This is a genomic window from Haloplanus natans DSM 17983, from assembly GCF_000427685.1.
Classification (GTDB): domain Archaea; phylum Halobacteriota; class Halobacteria; order Halobacteriales; family Haloferacaceae; genus Haloplanus; species Haloplanus natans.
On record NZ_KE386573.1, the window covers coordinates 2,828,923 to 2,846,980 of the forward strand.

The 18,058-nt window shown below is 66.1% G+C and carries 16 protein-coding genes and 1 pseudogene; 9 read left to right on the forward strand and 8 right to left on the reverse strand.

Annotation, left to right across the window (positions count from 1 at the left end; genetic code table 11):
- The first annotated feature begins 950 nt into the window (after positions 1–950).
- Positions 951–2,186: an RNA-guided endonuclease InsQ/TnpB family protein gene (locus HALNA_RS16660; protein ID WP_049937464.1), complete on the forward strand. Its 1,236-nt coding sequence runs from the start codon at positions 951–953 to the stop codon at positions 2,184–2,186.
- A 251-nt stretch (positions 2,187–2,437) separates the two neighbouring features.
- Positions 2,438–3,010 carry a DUF4352 domain-containing protein gene (locus tag HALNA_RS16665; RefSeq protein ID WP_049937465.1) on the forward strand — a complete coding sequence of 191 codons (573 nt, stop codon included), beginning with the start codon at positions 2,438–2,440 and terminating at the stop codon, positions 3,008–3,010.
- Positions 3,011–3,099: 89 nt separating this feature from the next.
- Here the strand turns inward: HALNA_RS16665 and HALNA_RS16670 are convergent, their stop codons facing one another.
- The gene (locus HALNA_RS16670) at positions 3,100–3,873 is read right to left on the reverse strand and encodes a protein-L-isoaspartate O-methyltransferase family protein (RefSeq protein WP_049937467.1); all 774 of its coding nucleotides are present in this window, start codon (positions 3,871–3,873) and stop codon (positions 3,100–3,102) included.
- Between the two features lie 178 nt (positions 3,874–4,051).
- Between HALNA_RS16670 and HALNA_RS16675 the strand changes: the two are divergent.
- Together HALNA_RS16675 and HALNA_RS16680 are read left to right on the forward strand one after the other, a co-directional pair.
- Positions 4,052–5,307 (forward strand): annotated as a pseudogene (locus HALNA_RS16675) (RNA-guided endonuclease InsQ/TnpB family protein).
- A 117-nt stretch (positions 5,308–5,424) separates the two neighbouring features.
- Positions 5,425–5,982, forward strand: a complete 558-nt coding sequence (locus HALNA_RS16680; RefSeq protein WP_049937469.1) for a diadenylate cyclase — start codon at positions 5,425–5,427, stop codon at positions 5,980–5,982.
- Positions 5,983–6,092: 110 nt separating this feature from the next.
- Here HALNA_RS16680 and HALNA_RS16685 read toward each other — a convergent pair whose 3' ends face one another.
- Together HALNA_RS16685 and HALNA_RS16690 are read right to left on the reverse strand one after the other, a co-directional pair.
- Positions 6,093–6,755, reverse strand: a complete 663-nt coding sequence (locus HALNA_RS16685) for an HVO_0476 family zinc finger protein (RefSeq protein ID WP_049937470.1) — start codon at positions 6,753–6,755, stop codon at positions 6,093–6,095.
- A 198-nt stretch (positions 6,756–6,953) separates the two neighbouring features.
- Complete coding sequence (locus HALNA_RS16690; protein WP_049937471.1) at positions 6,954–7,907, reverse strand: aminopeptidase; 954 nt, start codon at positions 7,905–7,907, stop codon at positions 6,954–6,956.
- Positions 7,908–8,027: 120 nt separating this feature from the next.
- On the opposite strand from HALNA_RS16690, the gene HALNA_RS21410 reads away from it, so the two are divergent.
- The 3 genes from HALNA_RS21410 to HALNA_RS16705 are packed head-to-tail and all read left to right on the forward strand — an operon-like array spanning position 8,028 to position 10,211.
- Positions 8,028–8,777 carry a response regulator gene (locus HALNA_RS21410; RefSeq protein WP_049937472.1) on the forward strand — a complete coding sequence of 250 codons (750 nt, stop codon included), beginning with the start codon at positions 8,028–8,030 and terminating at the stop codon, positions 8,775–8,777.
- 45 nt (positions 8,778–8,822) lie between these two features.
- A complete protein-coding gene (locus tag HALNA_RS16700) occupies positions 8,823–9,842 on the forward strand; it encodes a type II glyceraldehyde-3-phosphate dehydrogenase (RefSeq protein ID WP_049937473.1) in 1,020 nt (339 codons plus the stop codon).
- Positions 9,843–9,890: 48 nt separating this feature from the next.
- Positions 9,891–10,211 (forward strand): hypothetical protein, encoded by a 321-nt coding sequence (locus HALNA_RS16705; RefSeq protein ID WP_211226033.1) that lies wholly within the window; start codon positions 9,891–9,893, stop codon positions 10,209–10,211.
- A gap of 2 nt (positions 10,212–10,213) precedes the next feature.
- Here HALNA_RS16705 and HALNA_RS16710 read toward each other — a convergent pair whose 3' ends face one another.
- Complete coding sequence (locus tag HALNA_RS16710; protein WP_049937474.1) at positions 10,214–11,419, reverse strand: phosphoglycerate kinase; 1,206 nt, start codon at positions 11,417–11,419, stop codon at positions 10,214–10,216.
- A gap of 119 nt (positions 11,420–11,538) precedes the next feature.
- On the opposite strand from HALNA_RS16710, the gene HALNA_RS16715 reads away from it, so the two are divergent.
- A complete protein-coding gene (locus tag HALNA_RS16715; protein WP_049937475.1) occupies positions 11,539–11,922 on the forward strand; it encodes an Hsp20/alpha crystallin family protein in 384 nt (127 codons plus the stop codon).
- 1 nt (position 11,923) lies between these two features.
- On the opposite strand, the gene HALNA_RS16720 is transcribed toward HALNA_RS16715, so the two are convergent.
- The 4 genes from HALNA_RS16720 to nucS all read right to left on the reverse strand — a co-directional run bounded on the left by HALNA_RS16720 (position 11,924) and on the right by nucS (position 17,048).
- Positions 11,924–12,787 carry an ATP-grasp domain-containing protein gene (locus HALNA_RS16720; protein WP_049937476.1) on the reverse strand — a complete coding sequence of 288 codons (864 nt, stop codon included), beginning with the start codon at positions 12,785–12,787 and terminating at the stop codon, positions 11,924–11,926.
- 88 nt (positions 12,788–12,875) lie between these two features.
- Positions 12,876–13,406 carry a 50S ribosomal protein L16 gene (locus tag HALNA_RS16725; protein ID WP_049937478.1) on the reverse strand — a complete coding sequence of 177 codons (531 nt, stop codon included), beginning with the start codon at positions 13,404–13,406 and terminating at the stop codon, positions 12,876–12,878.
- 107 nt (positions 13,407–13,513) lie between these two features.
- On the reverse strand, positions 13,514–16,207 hold the full coding sequence (ppc, locus tag HALNA_RS16730; RefSeq protein ID WP_049937479.1) for a phosphoenolpyruvate carboxylase: 2,694 nt from the start codon (positions 16,205–16,207) through the stop codon (positions 13,514–13,516).
- Positions 16,208–16,298: 91 nt separating this feature from the next.
- Positions 16,299–17,048 (reverse strand): endonuclease NucS, encoded by a 750-nt coding sequence (nucS, locus tag HALNA_RS16735; protein ID WP_049937480.1) that lies wholly within the window; start codon positions 17,046–17,048, stop codon positions 16,299–16,301.
- A gap of 101 nt (positions 17,049–17,149) precedes the next feature.
- On the opposite strand from nucS, the gene HALNA_RS16740 reads away from it, so the two are divergent.
- Positions 17,150–17,905 (forward strand): DICT sensory domain-containing protein, encoded by a 756-nt coding sequence (locus HALNA_RS16740; RefSeq protein ID WP_049937481.1) that lies wholly within the window; start codon positions 17,150–17,152, stop codon positions 17,903–17,905.
- Positions 17,906–18,058 lie beyond the last annotated feature (153 nt).

Sequence of the window (18,058 nt, forward strand, 5' to 3'; positions counted from 1 at the left end):
CTCGCGCGCCCGGACTTGCACGCCGTGAACCGACTCGGTGGCGTCGTCGACTGAAGCAACGCCTATGGGTTCGAGAGAGCCTGCGTGTGCGTGGGTGTGCCTGAACCGAGCCAGTGACGATGCCGTAGAGAGGGGAGGCGATGGTGTCTGCTGTCATAATCGGTCAGGAGATTTGAGGGGCGCGTATAGGATGGCTACGGGGCAGAACATCGTTGAGGGGATGTTCATAATCGACCTATACGGCCGCGAGAAGTGGGGGAGACTCGGACTCGGGTGCCGTGTCTGCTGGCACAGTCAGCAGTCGTCACCCCAGCCAGTCCCAGTCAGAACCACTCTTCTCGTCCGAAACTGGCCGCTGACGTCGCCAGCCACGGAGCGGGCAGTCGATGTACGCCGATCAATCAACCAAATCGCCCGACAACAACCGATTATGAGGAGTTCGGCACCCCAAGTACTCCCCCCTGACACGACGGGACTGGAACCGACTATCGACGAAACGCCAGTATGAGGCACGAAGACGATCGATAAGCGCACTCCATCAATTGGCGACGATCAGGCTAGTTCCGCAGTGTGATCGAAGCCCCCCATTCTTGCGGTCCACAGGATCGAGTATGATCTCACGCAGACAGGAGTGAAGCCACAAAATCGACAGTCTACCCGAAAATCCGTCCCAATTCCGATTATGAAGATCACGAGCCAGTACACATAGAATCGGGGACGGCGAGCGCGCCAGAAGCGGGCACTCACTCGGCGTCAACGCAACGGATTGGCACGCTGTGTTACATCAGGAGCACCCCGCAGACCGCCACAACGTCGGTAGGCAACGACTCAGTGAAGCCGAGAGACGATCAGATGTCGACACAGCCGACCAATAGATGCGACCGGCGGAATGGATTCCAGTAGCCCGGTCGGGGGAGATTTAAATACGAAAACGAGGCCAACCCATCTCGATGGGGGTCCGTCGCACAGTCAGAATCGCGCTAGAGGTCGCTCCCCAGAGTCAAGCAGCGCTTCACGAGACAGCGACGCAGTTTCTCTGGGCAGCAAACAGCGTCGTCGATGCCGGGTGGGGCGATGACGATATCGAAACCGACCGACAGACGCTCCACGAACGAACGTACGAGGCGGTTCGTGAAGCGACGGAACTCCATTCCCACTTGGTGCAAGCAGCCCGAAATCGGGCTGCTGAGGCGCTCACCAGTGCCGTCGCGCGACGAGAGCAGGGACAGCAAGCCGGCAAGCCGACGTTTACGTCGCCAACCATCCGGTATACGACGAAGAGCGCAACGATCGACACCGATCACGCGACACTCGCGACGGTCGAAGGACGGGTCCGTGTCGACTTCCGCCGGCCGACGACACCAGCCGGTACCCCTTTCGCATATCTGGACGATCCGGATGCGACGGTCACGGGCGCCGATCTCGTCTACGACGAGGTGGTCGATCGATTCGAACTGCATGTACGGGTCGAAACGACAGCGGCAGCCGGACAGGAATCCGAAGCCACATCGCAACGACGAGCCCAGACCGACAGCGAGCACAGAACAGTCCTCGGTGTCGACATGGGAATTGAGGCCCTCGTCGTCACCTCAACGGGGGCATTCTGGAGCGGTCGTGAGCTCACCCACTGGCGCCGAGAGTTCGAGCGGCGACGGCGATCCTTGCAGGAGCGTGGCTCACGATGGGCACACGAAGCGATGCAACGCGTTGGACGGCGTGAGGCGGGCTACTACGACGATGTCCTCCACACGATCTCGAAAGGCGTCGTCGAGGAGGCAGTCGCCCATGGGTGTGCTGCCATCGCCATCGAGAATCTCGACGGGATCCGTGAGCGATTCCCCCAGGCAGCGAGATTCCAGCAGTGGGCCTTCCGGCAAGTCCAGTCGTTCATTCAGTATAAGGCTCGGGCAGTCGGAGTCGAGGTGATCAGCGTGAATCCAGCCTACACCAGCCAACGGTGCTCACGGTGTGGACACACCGCGTCGACAAATCGACGAACACGATCGGCATTCCACTGCGGGGACTGTGGGTACAGCGTGAATGCAGATTACAACGCGGCCAAAAACGTCGCCATGCGGTCACTCCGGTCGGCGCAGATGTCGTCGGTCGGAGGCGCCCCCGTCGGCGTGCGCTTACACAGCGGGCAACTCATGAGGGACGGCACGTACGTGCCCGATCCGTCGTGAGTGCCACGCTGAAGGCACAGTCGGTGTCAGCCGACGATGAACATGTGATGGGGTTCTGACGGGTCGTCGCGCCGATCATGGTCGGAGACTGACGACGCAGAGTCACTAATGAATCAGCAGCACGGGCACCGGGCTGGAACGATGTCCGCCGGGGGCGGCTACGTCGACCGGCGTGGGAACACGAAGGTGCTGGTGGTGCGGAGGGGCTAGCAGTCCCCGCCACATTTGAGCCTAGCGTCCACAGACCACCTATGGGGTGGCGAACGATCGTGGTCGCGCTCGCGGTGGTCCTCGCGGGCTGTCCCAGCGCGAACACGGGTGGACCGACGCCGACGGTGACCGACACGGCGACATCGACGCCGACGGCAACGCCAACAGCGACTCCCACGCCGACGCCGGTACCGACGGCCGCACTACAGTCCCGGAACTACACGGTCGACGAGTCGTTCGTCGTCGGCACGGGCGACGACCGTCTCCGATACACCGTGACGAACGTCACCGAAACCGATCGAGTGGGCGGTGAGTTCGGCCCGGCGGCGGACCGGCAGTTCGTCGTGGTGAATCTGACAGTGACGAGCGTCGAAGGCTACGTCCGCCTCACGAGCGACGCGTTCGCACTCGTGACCGCGAACGGGACGCATCCGCCCGACGAGAGTGCGATGCTGTTCGTCGACGAGGCGCTGACGCTGCGAAACGTGGCGTCCGGCGCGACCCTGCGCGGCGTCGTCGTCTTCGACGTGTCGCCGGACGGGGGGACCCAACGGCTCCGGATCACGCCCGCGAACGCGACAGCGGGGCAGTCACAGTACGTCGTCCTCGACTGAGGCGGGGTGCTGTACGTCGGTCCCAGTGGGTCGTCAGGACGGGTCGGCGACCCACCGGGACACAGGGACAGCAATCCGTACGAGCGCGCTCACCGACGGCGGTGCCCGCGCCCGCCGTCGAGGCGGTCGTCCCAGTCGATCCACTCGTGTTCCCAGCCGGTGGGGGCGAAGTAGCCCTGCTGGGCGAACTCGCGGTCCTCGCGCTCGGTGCGGTTGCGCGTGACGCCGCCGGCCTGTTCGCCCTCGACGAGCAACGGTGCGAGCGCCACGGTTCCGAACTCCTCGATTACGGCGTAGCCCTCGGGGGAGTCGTCGGGAGCGACGGCGGCGAGTGTCCCCTCGGGCGTGCCGAGGGGCATCACGAGGCGGCCGTCGGGAGCGAGTTGGTCGAGCAGGGCACGGGGCGGTCGAACGGCCGACGCTTCGACGAGCACGCGGTCGAAGGGGGCGTACTCGGGAAGCCCGTCGGCGCCGTCGCGGCGGTCGACGAGGACGCCGTCGTAGCCCGCCCGCCCGAGATTCCGGCGCGCGTCGAGGACGAGTCGGCGCGCGATGTCGACGGCGTGGACGTGGCGCTCGCCGACGAGTTCGGCGAGGAGGGCGGCCGTGTAGCCGACGCCGACGCCGACGACGAGCGTCTCGTCCCCATCGTCGACGGCGAGGGCTTCGAGCAGGCGGGCGACGGTCCGGGGAGAGAGAACGTCCGTGCCGGCGTGGTCGCCGGTGCGGTTGTCGTACGGCCGTTCCTCGACGAACGCGTGGCGTGGCACCGTCCGCATCGCCACGCCGACCGCCTCGTCGAGGCCGTCGAGGGCGTGGTCGAGGCCGTCGACCATATCCTCGCGCAACACCGCAGGGTCCATACGTGAACGCTGGATGTCGGTGCTTATAAACACCAAGGAGAATACCCGCGTCTTTAGGCGCGGGATGAATCCGACACTACTCTCCACTATCCACCGACGACACCCCAGCCGGATATTCAACTCCCAGTCGTCGTTTTTAATAGTTATTCTTTCATAATTAGTTATGTCCCACAAAACGATGCTGGAGACGACCCGCACCTACGTCGCACGTATCACGAACCACCAGCAGGTTCGTGACGACCTCGACCAGTGCGCGTTCTCCGCATCCAAACTGTGGAACGTCGGACGCCACTACATCCAACAACGGTGGGACGAGGACGGCGAGATACCCGACGAAGCCGAACTGAAGACGGAGTTGAAAGACCACGAGCGCTACAGTGACCTACATTCTCAGTCGAGTCAGCGAGTTCTCGAAGAACTTGCTGAGGCGTTCACCGGCTGGTACAACTCCGACGGCGGCAACAATCCACCGGGCTACCGGAAACGTGGCGACGACCACCCGCGCTCCACCGTGACGTGGAAGAAACGGGCCATCAAACACGACGACAAACACGGCCAACTCCGACTCTCCAAGGGCTTCAACCTGAAAGAGAGCCGATCTGACTTCATCCTCGCGGAGTACGAGACACGCCCCGACGTAGAGGTTGAGAACATCCAGCAGGCGCGTGCCGTCTGGAATGGCGACCGATGGGAACTGCACCTCGTCTGCAAGAAAGAGATTCCAGTCGAAGACGCACCCGGTGACAAGACGGCGGGTATCGACCTCGGTCTCAGTAACTATCTCGCCATCGACTACGAAGACGGGTCGAGCGAGTTGTATCCGGGGAATGTGTTGAAAGAGGACAAGCACTACTTCACCCGCGAGGAGTACCAGACCGAAGGTGAGAACGGCCCAAGCAAGCGTGCGCGGAAGGCTCGACAGAAACGTTCGCGACGCAAAGACCACTTTCTCCACACGCTCTCGAAACATATCGTACAACGGTGTGTCGAGGAAGGCGTGGCGAAAATAGCAGTTGGCGACCTCAGCGATATCCGCGAGGACGAGAACGGCGACTCCCGGAACGGGGGTGCGTCAGGGAACAAGAAACTCCACGGGTAGGAGTTCGACCGATTTGCCCGTCTCCTCGAATACAAAGCCGAGGAACACGGCATCCTCGTCAACCGCGTGGACGAGGAGAACACGAGCAAGACGTGTTCGTGTTGCGGGCAGATTCGGGATCGCAACCGTGTGAGCGTGGGCTGTACGTCTGTTCGTCGTGCGAAACGATCATGAACGCAGACGTGAACGGTGCAGTGAACATTCGCAGAAGGATAACTCGGAGTCCCCCAACGGGGGATATGAGTAACGGCTGGTTGGCACAGCCCGGAGTCTTCCTGTTCGACCGCGAGAGCGGACGGTTCTCACCGAGAGAGCAGGGAGACTGCAAACCCTAATATCCCAACACTTGGGATTCCCGCGTCTTCAGGCGCAGGAGGATGTCAAGGCTTTGTTGCCCTGCGGCAGGCCGGGCTTGCGAGAACTGTTAACTATATGTAAGACTTGGTGCGGGTATGGGTGATCTCGACCGGGTGTTACGGAAGTACGCAACCAGTCAGAAGCTGATGGACCGGATCAGGTACACGGCCGAGACGCTCAGCATGGAGTTCGAACGCTGGGACGAACCGCACGTCTCCGGACCGAGCCTCTATTTTCTCGTCGTCGCGGACGTCGACTTCGACCACTACACGGACCCGCTGGGGGGGAATCAGTGGCCGGTCGAGCGGTGTCGGGTGGTCTCGGAGTCGACCGAGGCGTTCACCAAGGTTGCCCGCGACGTGGCGTTCAGTTGCGACGGCGCCGTCGTGGTCACCGGCGACGGCACCATCCAGGAACAGATGGTTCGCGTTCGGAGTCCGGGCCGGGGCGAAATCGGCGACGCCGGCGATCTCGACTACCCCGACTGGATGGGGACGAAACACCTGAGCGCGCTGGAGACATCGACCCGCGAGGGGGTGCTCTGGGCCATCACGTTGAGCGAGGAGGACGGCCGGGTGACGACGTTTCTCGACGGATCATACCAGGACTATCCCCGCCCGGAGATCGGGGGTCGGTGGCGCCCCGATCTGTAGGTACGAAGCGCACGTCAGCACGACGGCCGCCGTGTGTCTCGCGGGCGGCCCATCGTCGGCCCGGCGGGCCAGCCGAGGAGGTTCTGTCGAGGGGGCGACGATCCGCCCGCCTACCAGGCGGACCACGCAGCCGAGGTCACGTCCCGGCCGTACACCCGCTTGACGTCTTTCGCGAAGACGCTGTCGCCCTCGTGATCGAGTTTCTCGAAGCGGTACTCCGGGGCGTCGTCGCGCACCTGGACGCCCGTGATTTCGAACTCCTCGTCCGCGAACTCGGCCGTCTCGCCGACGACGAACTCGTGGTCACCGGGCACCGACACGGTGACGCTCCGGGAGTCGTCGCGCCGGCCGTCGTTCGGGTGGACGGTCACGTTGACGCGGACGTTGTCGACGGCGCGGGTCCAGAGCGTCGCCACGTCCGCCACGTCGGCTTCCTCGACCCGCTGGTCGTCGGGGAGTTCGACGGCGGTGATTCGCACCTGCATGATCGCCTCGGCCGTGTCGACGACGAACTCCTCGCCGCGGGCGACCGTCTCCTCGGCCGGCACGTCGACGGTCGTCGTCAGGGATTCGTCGCCCTGCGAGACCACCACGTCGACGGCCACCTCCCGGGGCGGGTCGTAGCGCTCCTTGTGGACGTGGCCGCAGTCGGTACAGCGGACGGTGACGTGGCCGCCGGGTTTCAACACTTCGTGGACCGTCGTCGCGGTCGGCGTACAGGAGGGACAGGCGAGGGCGACGCGGTCGCCCGCGTCGGGGCCGGGATGAGTCATACGGGCCGGTAGCCGGTCAGGCGGTAAAAATCCGCCCTTCCGAGGCTCGGAAGACGAACCGCTCGCGCGGCCGGCACCCGAGCAGTCGGGGACTGCTGTGACTCGCGGGATCGCGTCCGTTCGACTATGCGACGCCCCGCTTCCCGTTGCAGGTCCGCTCGACCGACGGAAGCGCCACGTCCGACCCGTCTCGCGGACTCACGTCCGCTCGGCTGTCGGGAGGTCTACGACCTCCCCGTCCGCGTACACCGTCGGCTCCCGGATGATCCCGTCGAGGTGAAGCGGGGCCTCGGTGTCGCCGCCGATGCTCGCGTCGTCGCCGATGGCGACGTGGACGGTGCCCGCGGCCTTCTCGTCCAGCAGCACCGATCCCACGAGCTCCGTCACGCCGACGTTCGTCCCGATACCGAGTTCGGCGAGGTTGGCGGCGGCGTCGCCCACCTCCTCGCGGCCCGCCTCGACCTGTTCGCGCACCGCGTCGTCGGAGATGTGCGTGACGTAGCCGTCTTCCACCTCGAACCGGAGGGGTTCCGGAACGAGCCCGTGGGGCATCATCGTCCCGTCGACGACGTAGGTGCCGTTGGCCGTTTCGGGACTGACGAACGTCTCGCCGGCGGGGAGATTCGAGAAATCGCCGGCGTCGTGGACCATTCCGGTGTCGGTCAGCCACTCGCGGTCGCCGGGGCGGACGGTCAGGTCGGTGCCGGCGGGCGCCGTCACGCGAATCTCGTCGGCGCCGTCGACCTGTGCGAGCACCTCGCGACAGCCCCGCTCGATGGCTTCGTAGTCGGCGTCGAGGCCGGCGGTCATCACCGCCTCGGTGACGCCGGGGAGGGTCGCGGCGCGGGCGCCGGCCTCGCAGGCGCGTTTCCGAGCGCGCGTGTGACTCAAACTCTTCGTCGTCGGCGCGAGCACCACGTCGGCGTCGGCCATCGCCGCCGCGACGGGCGCGGGCGGTTCGGTTCCGTGTTGCTCGCCCGGCGGATATCGCAGGAGGACGGCGTCGGCGGTCACGTCGCTCGCGACCTCGTACAGCGCCTCGCCGATCGGGAGGCGCTCGTCGTCGGTGACGACCGCACAGGACTCGTCGGCGCCGAGCGCCATGCACTGATGGACCGCCGTCTCGGCGGCCTCGCGGAGTGTGTTGGACATGGGCGAACGGAGGGACGCGGCGGGGTTAGCCCTTGCCCTCCGTCTCGGGTCGTCGTCGGACGCCTCGCTGTCGGACGAGTGGTACAAACACTATTCAGCGTAGAAACGCATCTTCGGGACATGGGTGAACCGATCCGCGTCCTCCACGTCGACGACGACCCGGACTTCGTGGAGTTGGCCGCGACGTTTCTCGAACGCGAGGACGAGCGGTTCGCCGTCGAGACGGCGACGAGCGTCACGGAGGGTTTGGATCGGCTCGCGGAACTCCCCATCGACTGCATCGTCTCGGACTACGACATGCCGGCTCGGAACGGCATCGAATTCCTCGAAACCGTGCGCGAGGAGCATCCGAAGCTTCCTTTCGTCCTGTTTACCGGACGCGGCTCGGAGGAGATCGCCAGCCGGGCGATCTCGGTCGGCGTCACCGAATACCTCCAGAAGCGGAGCGGAACGGATCAGTACACGGTGTTGGCCAACCGCATCGCGAACGGCGTCCGGGCCTATCGTGCGGAAACGGCCGTGAGCCGGAGCGAGGAACGCTACCACAACCTCGTCGACACCGCTCCGATTCCGATCATCGTCTTCGGCCGCGATCGGGAGCTGGTCTACTCGAACGACGCGGCCGTCGACTTTTTCGACGCCGACGACCCCGCGGCACTCGACGGGCGAACGGTCACCGACTTCCTCCATCCGGACGACAGGGAGCGCGCGCTCACGCGCTTCGAGCGTCTCATGGAGGAAGGAGAGCCACTCCCGGGGACCGAGTTCCGCCTCGTGACGGTCGACGGCGAGATCAAAACCGCCACCGTCGCGACCGCACCCGGCTACTACCGGGGACGGAAGGTCGCACAGGCGATGGCGTACCGGTAGCCCCGGCTCGAAACGATTATCACCGTCGCTACGCGACTCGGCGATATGACACAGGTCGGCGTCAACGGCTACGGAACCATCGGCAAGCGCGTCGCGGACGCGGTGGCGGCACAACCGGATATGGATCTCGTCGGCGTCGCGAAGACGCGCCCGAACTTCGAGGCGGAGACGGCCGCGCGGAACGGCTACCCCCTCTACGCGGCCGTCCCGGAGCGGGTCGACCGCTTCGCCGAGGAGGGCCTCGACCTCGCCGGCGAAGTCGAGGGTCTCGTCGCCGCGGCGGACGTGATCGTCGACTGCACGCCCTCGGGGATCGGCGCCGAGAACGCCTCGCTCTACACCGACCACGACACGCCCGCCATCTTCCAGGGCGGCGAGGACGCCGACGTGGCCGACGTGAGCTTCAACGCCCGTGCGAACTTTGACGAGGCGATCGGCGCCGACTCCGCGCGGGTCGTCTCCTGTAACACCACCGGGCTCTCGCGGGTTCTCGCGCCGCTCTCGGAGGCCTACGGCGTCGAGAAGGCCCGCGTCACGCTGGTGCGCCGCGGCGGTGACCCCGGCCAGACCGGGCGCGGACCCATCGACGACATCCTCCCCGACCCCGTCACCATCCCCTCGCATCACGGCCCGGACGTGAACACCATCTTCCCCGACCTCGACATCGACACGCTGGGCATGAAGGTGCCGGCGACGCTGATGCACACCCACAGCGTCAACGTGACCCTGGAGTCCGACGCCGACGCCGAGGACGTTCGCGAACTCTTTGCCGACGAGACGCGCCTGTTCCAGATTCCGGCCGGCGCCGACATCGACGGCGCGGGCAAACTCAAGGAGTTCGCCCACGACGCCGGGCGCCCGCGGGGTGACCTCTGGGAGAACTGCATCTGGGCGGAGTCGATCACCGTCGAGGGCCGTGATCTCTACCTGTTCCAGGCCATCCATCAGGAGAGCGACGTGGTGCCGGAGAACGTGGACGCCATCCGCGCCCTGCGCGGCGACGCCGACGCCGCGGAGAGCATGGCGACCACCGAGGACGCGATGGGCGTCGGCATCGACTACTGATCGCGGCACCACGCGCAGCGCTTTGTGGTCTCGGCCCGTACGAGGGGTATGAACGACCGCCCCCGTCGTCGAACCAAACTGGTAGTAGTCGGCGTCCTGTTGCTGCTCGTCCCGGCCCTGATCCTCGTCGCCACGCTTGGCTTTCTACTCGTCGCCGAGGGCCTCGTCCTGGGGGAGCTATCCCTGCTCGAACTGCTCGAACTCTACGTGATCGAACTCCTCCTCATCGCGGCCATCGCGTACGCGCTCTACAGGCTCCTCGGACGCTCGATCCGGCGGGTCGTCCTCGCCCCGACAGATGCGGGACGGGCCGATGACGACGCGGACGCCGGTACCGGCGTCGGGGCGGCGAACCAGCCCCGCGAGTAGGGTCACTCGTTTCGTGCCAGAACCTCGACGCCGGGGAGCGACTGTCCCGTGAGCGCCCGGACGTAGGCGCCGCCGGCGATGGAGACGTGCGAGAAGTACCCCTCGTCGAGGCCGTAGAGTTCGATGGCGCGGGAGGTGTCGCCGCCGCCGATGACCGAGAAACAGTCCGTGGTAGCGATGGTTTCGAGGAGGGCAACGGTGCCGTGAGAGAAGCGTTCGTCCTCGAAGACGCCGAGGGCGCCCTTGACGAACACGGCGGCCGACTCCTCGACGATCGCCCCGTAGCGCTCGACGGTGTCGGAGCCGACATCGAGGAGGGGCTGGGTTTTCGACACGCCGTCGACGGGGCACTCTGTGCGTTCGTTGTTCTCGTCTTCGTACGCCAGATCGAGGGGGAGGCTGATCCGGGCGGCACGGTCGTCGAGGAGCGAGCGGATGCGCTCCGCGTTGCTCTCCCACTGGTGGTCGTACAGTTCCCCGTCGCCCACGTCGTAGCCGACGTCGTAGCCGGCGGCACGGAGGAAGAGTTCGCCGACGATCCCGCCGAGGAGGTAGTGGTCGATTTCGTCGTCGAGCGCGCTCATCACGTCGATCACGTCGGTCGCTTTGGCGCCGCCGAGCACCATCGTCACCGGGCCGTCGAACTCCCGGTTGGCGATGCTGGAGTTGGCCTCGTACTCCGCCGCCATGACACGCCCGGCGTAGGCGGGGAGGACGAGCGGAAAGCCGACGATGGAGGCGTGCGAGCGGTGGGCAACGGAGTAGGCATCGTCGACGTAGCAGTCGAACTCGGGGGCGAGCGTCCGGACGAACTCGCTGTTTGCGTGTTCCTCCGGGGACCGCTCCGGCAACTCGTCGTCGCACATCCGGACGTTCTCGAGCATGAGCACCTCGCCGGCGCCGAGCGATCGAACGGCGTCGATGGCGCGGTCACCGTACACGTCGTCGACGAAGGCGATGGGGCTCTCGACGTACTCCGCGAGCAGATCCGCGTGCTGGTCGAGCGAGACGAAGGAGTCCCGACCCGGCCGACCCTGATGGGCAACGACGACGACGCGGTGGTCGGACTCGACGAGTTCCCGAACGGTCCGGGCGTGGCGGGCGAACCGTCGGTTGTCCTTGACGATACCGTCCTCGACCGGCGAGTTGAGATCCAGTCGGACGAGGACGCGTTTCCCGGACCCGAGATCGTCGAGCGTCTTGAACATGACCTTCGTGTCGTGGATGGCGGGACCAGTATTTCAAACGGGCGATTCCCGGCCGAACGACCGTGTCATTCCCTACCGGGGACAGAAGGCTTTTGACCGGAACTTCCCTACAGTGGTCCATGAGAGGCGACGACCGCGACGACCCGTTCGGCGACATTTTCGACGAGATCGAACGGATGATGAACGAGATGACGGGCACCGGAAACGGGGCCGTCGGCGACGGCTCCGGATTCACCTCCGAAACGCACGTGGACGTCTACGAGGAGGACGACCAGGTGCGACTCGTCGCCGACCTGCCGGGCGTCGAGAAGGAGGCCATCGGGCTGAAATGCGACGGCAAGACCCTCACCATCAGCGCTAGCTCCACTCACCGCGAGTACGACGAACGGGTTCGGCTCCCCGCCCGCGTCGACGAACACTCCGCCTCGGCCAGCTTCAACAACGGCATCCTCGAGGTCACCGTCGACAAGGTCGGGGACTCCGCAGCCATCGACGTAGAGTAGCTCACTTCTCTGCCGTCGTTCGAATCAACTCGGCCAGCCGATCGTAGAAGTCGTCGACGTACTTCGTCGCGGCGTCGACCGTCGGCCGCGCGTTCGTCTCCGCGACGACCACCCGGTCGTCCGTAACGAGGAGGTCGACCCCCAGATACGACACGTCGAGTGCCGCCGCCGCGCGTTCGGCGAGGCGTCGATACTCGACGGGCAGGTCGACGCCCGTCGCCTCGGCACCGCGGTGGACGTTGTGTTTCCAGCGGCCCGCCTCGCGGTCGGCGTCGTCGAGTCGGCGTTCCACCGCGCCGGCGTACGCGCCGTCGACGACCATCACCCGATAGTCGCGGGCGTCGGGCAGGTACTCCTGGAGGAGAAACGTCTTGTCGCCGGTCGCGCGGTAGTCGTGGACCAGATCGAGGTAGTCGACGACGCCGGACAGTGAGTCGAGGTCGCCCGCCTTCGCCACGCCGGTCCCGCGCGTCGTCGAGTTGGGTTTGACGACGACCGGCCAGCCGAGGCGGTCGGCGGCGGCCGCGAGAGCGTCGTCGTCGACGGGGCTCGCGGCCATCGTCGTCTTCGGCGTCGGGAGGCCGGTGGCACGAAGCGTCGCGAGGACGCCGCCCTTGTTCCGCGAGGTGAGGACGGCGGCGCGGTCGTTCACCCACGAGAGATCGTACAGCGCCGAGAGCGCGACGCCCGACTGGGTGCGAGCGGGGAAGACGAAGCCGGCGTCGAACGTCTCGGTCGGCGGAGTGTCGAGGTCGATCGTTCGCCCCTCCGCGGAGAGGTGGGCGACCTCGATTCCCCGGTCGGCAAGGGGTGCCCGGAGCCGGTCGAACGTCTCGGCTTCGGTGGTCACGGCGAGACGGAGCATAGGCTGGGTGGGGAGTGAGAACGGAAAAGGCCGCGGGTGGTCGGCCCGGACTGTCGGCCGTCGGTGCCGGGCGGATGCGACGACCCGATCAGGCGACGAGCAGCTTTTCGCCCTTCTCGACGACGATCCGACACGGCGGCGAAATCTTGTTGTAGGAGCGCCGGAAGGCGTCTTTGACCGTGGCGGCGTCCTCGGGGTTGCAGTAACAGGTGAACACCGTCTCGTTCGTCCCGATGCGGGCGGCGGTACCGACCGGCTTGCCGAACGCCTGGCGCATACCGTCGGAGACGCGGTCCGCGCCCGCGCCGGTCGCCTGCTTGTTCTCCCGGATGATCTGGTGGGGGAACTTCCGGAGGACCATCTTGTAGTTCTCCTGGCCGACCTCCTTCAGGAGGCGGCGGTTGGCGGAGAGCCGCGAGGCTTCGAGGGCGCCGTGGCGGAGCTGGCACTCCTCCTCGACTTCGAGGCTGATGTGAACCGGGTAGTCCTCGGGGCCGGTCTGCAGGTTACCCATGTTGTGCTGTGCGATCTTGGAACCCGGGATGCCCGTGACGTACTCGCGTCGGGTGTACGAGGGCTTGCTGATCTCCCGGTACATCGAGGCGGGTTTGTCGCTCATGGTTACTTGTCAAAGCCGAAGCCGACGCGGTGAATAAACCCTTCGATGCCGTACGGCGGCCCCAAACCGCCGATACCGAGTGCTGTCCCCGGCTCCGACACAGCCGACTATCCCGTGCTTTTCATCCCCGCGGCGATCCCTTTGACCGTCAGGCGGAGGGTGCGCTCCTCCGAGGGCGTGCGCTCGTCGCGGGCCAACAGACGCGTCTGCAAGTAGTTCAACGGATCGACGTAGGGGTTGCGTCGGTCGAGGCTCTCGCGGAGCCACGGTCGCCGGAGCGTGTCGTCACGGCCCGTGATCTCCAAGACGAGTTCCACGGCGCGTTCGTGTTCCCCACGGATGCGCGGGAAGAAGCGTTCGCGAAGCTCCGTCGGCGCGAGGGCCGCGTACTCCTCGGCGATCTCCATGTCGGTCTTCGCCATCGCCTGGGCGGCGTTGTCGAGTGTCGTCCGGAAGAAGGGCCACCTCTCGTACATCTCCCGGAGCGTCTCCATCGACCCGCCGTCGTCGAGGTAGGCGTCGATCCCCGTCGCCAGTCCGTACCAGCCGGGGATGATACAGCGGGACTGCGTCCACGAGAACACCCACGGGATCGCCCGGAGGTCCTCGACGGTCCGCTCGCCCGACCGGGAGGCGGGTCGCGAGCCGAGGTTGAGGTCCTCGATGACCGTGATGGGCGTCGCCGTCTCGAAGTAGGGGATGAACCCATCGGTCTCTAAGAGGTCGGTGTAGGCCGTCCGCGCCGCGGGCGCCATCGCCTCCATCGCGTCGGTCCACGCCTCGGGCGTCTCCTCCACCGGGCCGTCGAGCGCCTGGTGACGGGCGCGGGCCTCGGCGTCGAGCATCCGTTCGAGGTTGCGCTCGGCGATTCGAGGGTTGCCGTACTTCTCGGCGATGGCTTCGCCCTGTTCGGTGAACTTGATCTCGCCGGTGACGGTCTCTAAGGGGAGCGCGAGCATCGCCTCGTGCATCGGGCCGCCGCCCCGCGAGATGGACCCGCCGCGGCCGTGGAACAGGCGCATCGTGACACCGAACTCGTCGGTGATGTTCGCGAGGCGCCGCTGGTTCCGGTAGAGACTCCAGTTGGCGGCCAGGAAGCCGTTTTCCTTGTTGGAGTCGGAGTAGCCCAGCATGATCTCCTGCGTGTTGTCGCGACAGTCCAAGGCGGCCGAATACGCCTCGTTCTCGAACAGCGTCCCCATGATGCGTCGGGCGCCGTCGAGGGCGCGTTCGGTCTCCAGCAAGGGGACCACGTCGAGGCCGCTGTACTCGGGGAGGGAGACGACGCCCGCCTGATCGGCCAGAAAGAGCACTTCGAGGACGTGACTCGGCTCGTCGGTCATGCTGATGCAGTAGGTGTCGATGGCGTCGGCGCCGTACTCGCGCTGCCAGCGGCGGAGCGCCGCGAAGCGCTCACAGACGCGAGCGGTCGTGTCGCTCACGTCGCCGGGGTTCGAGAGGTCGACCACCGGCGCGTCTTGCATGATCGCCTCGGTCAGCACCTCGATGCGCCCCGCCTCGTCGCGGTCACGGTAGTCGAGTCCCTGCCCCTCGAGCAGTTCGCCGACTGTCTGCGTGTGGTTTTTCTGGTGGTCGCGCAGGTCGAGGCTGGCGAGCGAGAAGCCGAACGTCTCTACCTTCCGGATCACGGGTTCGACGTAGGCGTCCGCGATGGATTCGGCGTCGTTGAGCCGCAGACTCTCGTCGATGGCTTCGAGGTCGGCGACGAGTTCGTCGGCGTCGTCGTAGCCACCGGGACGCACGTCGTCGACGCGTTCGAGGCGTTCGCGCATCAGCTTCAGCTTCTGTCGGTAGAACTCGTGGGGGTACCGCTCTTGAGCCTCACTCGCGATCTCCGGGAAGCGCTCGCGGTCGTCGAGAAGCGACGACTCGAAGCGGTCGCCGGGGGTGATCCACGCCGCGTCCTGGCTCAGGATGCCCGAGAGCCGTTTCAGATCCTCTCGGTACTTCGAGAGGACGACGGAACGCTGTCGGTCGAGCGTCTCGCTCGTCACGTCGACGGTGACGGCGGGGTTGCCGTCGCGGTCGCTGCCGGCCCACGATCGGAACTCGAAGAGCTTCGGCACGTCCACCTCCGGATACTCCTCGGCGAGAGTGCCCTCCAGATCGGCGTAGACATCCCCCACCACGTCGAACAGCGTGTTCTCGAGATACCACTGGACGTTGCGCGCCTCGTCTTCCGGTTCCGGCGCACGGTCACGAACCTGCGGCGTCTGCCAGAGGCTCGTCACTTCCGCCTCCAACTGGTTCCACGCCGACCCACGCTCGGCGTCCGTCTGTCGGCGTTCGTCGAGGTCCTCGAGCAGTCCGGTGATCGCCCTCAGTTTCGCCTTGACCGTCTTGCGGTGGGCCTCGGTCGGGTGGGCGGTGAACGTCGGCTGGATGAGTACGTCGTCGAGCACACGCTGGACCGTCTCGGCGTCGGCGTCGCGTTCGACCAGCGAGGCGACCGTCTCCGTCTGGCTGTCCTCGATGCGACCCTCCTGTTCGTCGCGGCGGATGGCGCGGACGCGTTCGCGCTCCTCCGCGAGGTTGATGAGTTCGAAGTACGTCGTGAACGCGCGGGCGGCGGCCGCCTCCATATCGGAGTCGAGCGATCCCAGCGTCGTCCGGAGTGGTTCACGCGTCCGGAGCGTGCCGTCGCGGTAGTCGATGGCCGCGGTGCGGAGGTCTTCGACCGCTTCGAAAGCCGCCGTCGAGGACTGCTCCTCGAGTACGTCGCCGAGGAGGGCCCCGAGTTCACGGACATCCTGTCGAACCGTCCGGTGGTGCAAGTCCATGAGACAGTGTATCAGGACCAACCACATTAAACGCCGGGATGTGCAGTGTTGGCCCCCACACGTCCAGTTTGTGGATGTTCGATCCGGACAGTTACTCGGCGGGCGCGTCGTCGGGAGGCCGACCAGTCGCCGGGTCGAGCGCGACGAACTCCAACCCCTCGCGCTCGATGAGCGTCGCCGCCCGGTCGGTGACCGAGGGGGCGACGAGGACGCCCCGAATCTCGACGCCATCACCGAGTTCACGGCCGAGCGCGTCGACGTAGCGGCGGAGTTGGCCAACCGCGTCCGGTCCGACGCGCCGCCGCTTCAACTCCACGACGACGGGCCGCCCGTCGGCGTCTTCACCGAACACGTCCATCGGGCCGGCGTCGGTCTCGCGTTCGGTCGCGGTCGGTTCGAACCCGGGGACGATCCGTTCCGGATTGGCGAGTACGTGCTCTTTGAGGTCGGCCTCGCTCCCGTAGAGGTCGAGGTCGTCGGAATCGGTGACGTCGTAGGTGACGAGGTGGTGGACGCGGTCGAAGCGAACGTCGAGGAGTTCCTCGGGGGAGCGACGGACGCTCCGCACGCGCAGGCGGCCGTCGCGGACGCTGGCGAAGTGATCACACCCGGGCGGTTGCCAGTTGACCGGCGTGCGCCCCTCGTCGGTGTGAACCAGCGCCGAGCCGTCGGGTTTGAGGAGGAGGAGGCGGTCGCCGGGACCGAGGCTACTCGATGCACGCCCGTCGTACTCGACGCGACAGCGGCCGAAGGCGGTGATCAGGTCGCCGCGTCGGAAGGCGTCTTCGAGGTGTGCCAGCGCGTCGCGGTGGGCCGGACGGTGGAGCGTGGTGACCGGCATCCAGCGGGTGTACGCCGTCGGCGTACAAAAGGGGCGCGTCGACGATACGTCAGTTTGCCGGCATAAAAGCACAAATAGCGGCCGCTCGTTTGTCCGGCCGAATGGGGCTGTTCGAGATCATCGCCGCGGTCGACGACGCGGAGAAGACGCTGACGGTGTTCAACCCCGAGGCGGGCGTACCGACGGCGCTCCGAGAGCATTTCGCGGACCGCAACCTCTCGATCGAGGAGGCGGAGAGCGCCGCCGGCCCCCGAAACTACGCGGTGTTGAGCAGCGGCGAGGAGTTTCTGGCCGCGATCGACGTAAGCGACGTGCTCGCCCCCACGAACGGCGTCGCCCCGGATTTCACCCGCGAGACGTACGAGGTGGTGCTCGACGAACTCGACGAGACGATGTTCACCTCCTACGACACCCAGCGGATGGTCGCCGCTTCGAAGGAAATAGAGGACCGCGCGTGGCGTGGGGCGGCGGGCGAACTCCACGCGGGCTTCCAGACCTGCGGCCGGTTCGCGTCGCAGGCCGACGTCTACGACCACATCGCCGACCGCGGCAGTCTCGAGGTCCACGTCTACGCGCATCCGGAAGGGGGCGAGGCGTTCGACCCGCCGGCCGCGCCGACGCTCCACCTCTCGACCGAGACGGAGATCCACGACACCTGGTTCGTCGCCTACGACGGCGGCGGGGTCGACGCCGCGAAATGTGCGCTACTGGCCGAAGAGCGCCTCCCCGGTTCTTTCTACGGCTTCTGGACGTACGACGCCGAGACTGTCGGCGAGATCATCGACTACCTCCGGACGGCGTACGCCCTCCCCGAAGCGGACGGCACCGCGACCGACGGCGGTGCGGACGAACGATAACGCGCCACCGTCGTCGGTTCGGGGCTCACGTATCTGCCGACCGATGAGCGGCGGCGTCGCAACGGAGTCAATTTCGCCTACTCACTGCCCGTAACCGAACCAAAGATTTATATTTAGTAGAAAAACCTTATTTCGAATCGTTGTTCGACTAAA

What these genes read in the sequence shown, in the direction of transcription:
- HALNA_RS16685 (WP_049937470.1), bottom strand. Translation starts at nt 6,755, where the DNA reads ATGACTCATCCCGGCCCCGACGCGGGCGACCGCGTCGCCCTCGCCTGT.
- nucS (WP_049937480.1), bottom strand. Translation starts at nt 17,048, where the DNA reads ATGCCGGTCACCACGCTCCACCGTCCGGCCCACCGCGACGCGCTGGCA.
- HALNA_RS16680 (WP_049937469.1), top strand. Translation starts at nt 5,425, where the DNA reads ATGGGTGATCTCGACCGGGTGTTACGGAAGTACGCAACCAGTCAGAAG.
- HALNA_RS16690 (WP_049937471.1), bottom strand. Translation starts at nt 7,907, where the DNA reads ATGTCCAACACACTCCGCGAGGCCGCCGAGACGGCGGTCCATCAGTGC.
- HALNA_RS16740 (WP_049937481.1), top strand. Translation starts at nt 17,150, where the DNA reads ATGGGGCTGTTCGAGATCATCGCCGCGGTCGACGACGCGGAGAAGACG.
- HALNA_RS16710 (WP_049937474.1), bottom strand. Translation starts at nt 11,419, where the DNA reads ATGTTCAAGACGCTCGACGATCTCGGGTCCGGGAAACGCGTCCTCGTC.
- HALNA_RS21410 (WP_049937472.1), top strand. Translation starts at nt 8,028, where the DNA reads ATGGGTGAACCGATCCGCGTCCTCCACGTCGACGACGACCCGGACTTC.
- HALNA_RS16660 (WP_049937464.1), top strand. Translation starts at nt 951, where the DNA reads ATGGGGGTCCGTCGCACAGTCAGAATCGCGCTAGAGGTCGCTCCCCAG.
- HALNA_RS16720 (WP_049937476.1), bottom strand. Translation starts at nt 12,787, where the DNA reads ATGCTCCGTCTCGCCGTGACCACCGAAGCCGAGACGTTCGACCGGCTC.
- ppc (WP_049937479.1), bottom strand. Translation starts at nt 16,207, where the DNA reads ATGGACTTGCACCACCGGACGGTTCGACAGGATGTCCGTGAACTCGGG.
- HALNA_RS16705 (WP_211226033.1), top strand. Translation starts at nt 9,891, where the DNA reads ATGAACGACCGCCCCCGTCGTCGAACCAAACTGGTAGTAGTCGGCGTC.
- HALNA_RS16665 (WP_049937465.1), top strand. Translation starts at nt 2,438, where the DNA reads ATGGGGTGGCGAACGATCGTGGTCGCGCTCGCGGTGGTCCTCGCGGGC.
- HALNA_RS16670 (WP_049937467.1), bottom strand. Translation starts at nt 3,873, where the DNA reads ATGGACCCTGCGGTGTTGCGCGAGGATATGGTCGACGGCCTCGACCAC.
- HALNA_RS16725 (WP_049937478.1), bottom strand. Translation starts at nt 13,406, where the DNA reads ATGAGCGACAAACCCGCCTCGATGTACCGGGAGATCAGCAAGCCCTCG.
- HALNA_RS16715 (WP_049937475.1), top strand. Translation starts at nt 11,539, where the DNA reads ATGAGAGGCGACGACCGCGACGACCCGTTCGGCGACATTTTCGACGAG.
- HALNA_RS16700 (WP_049937473.1), top strand. Translation starts at nt 8,823, where the DNA reads ATGACACAGGTCGGCGTCAACGGCTACGGAACCATCGGCAAGCGCGTC.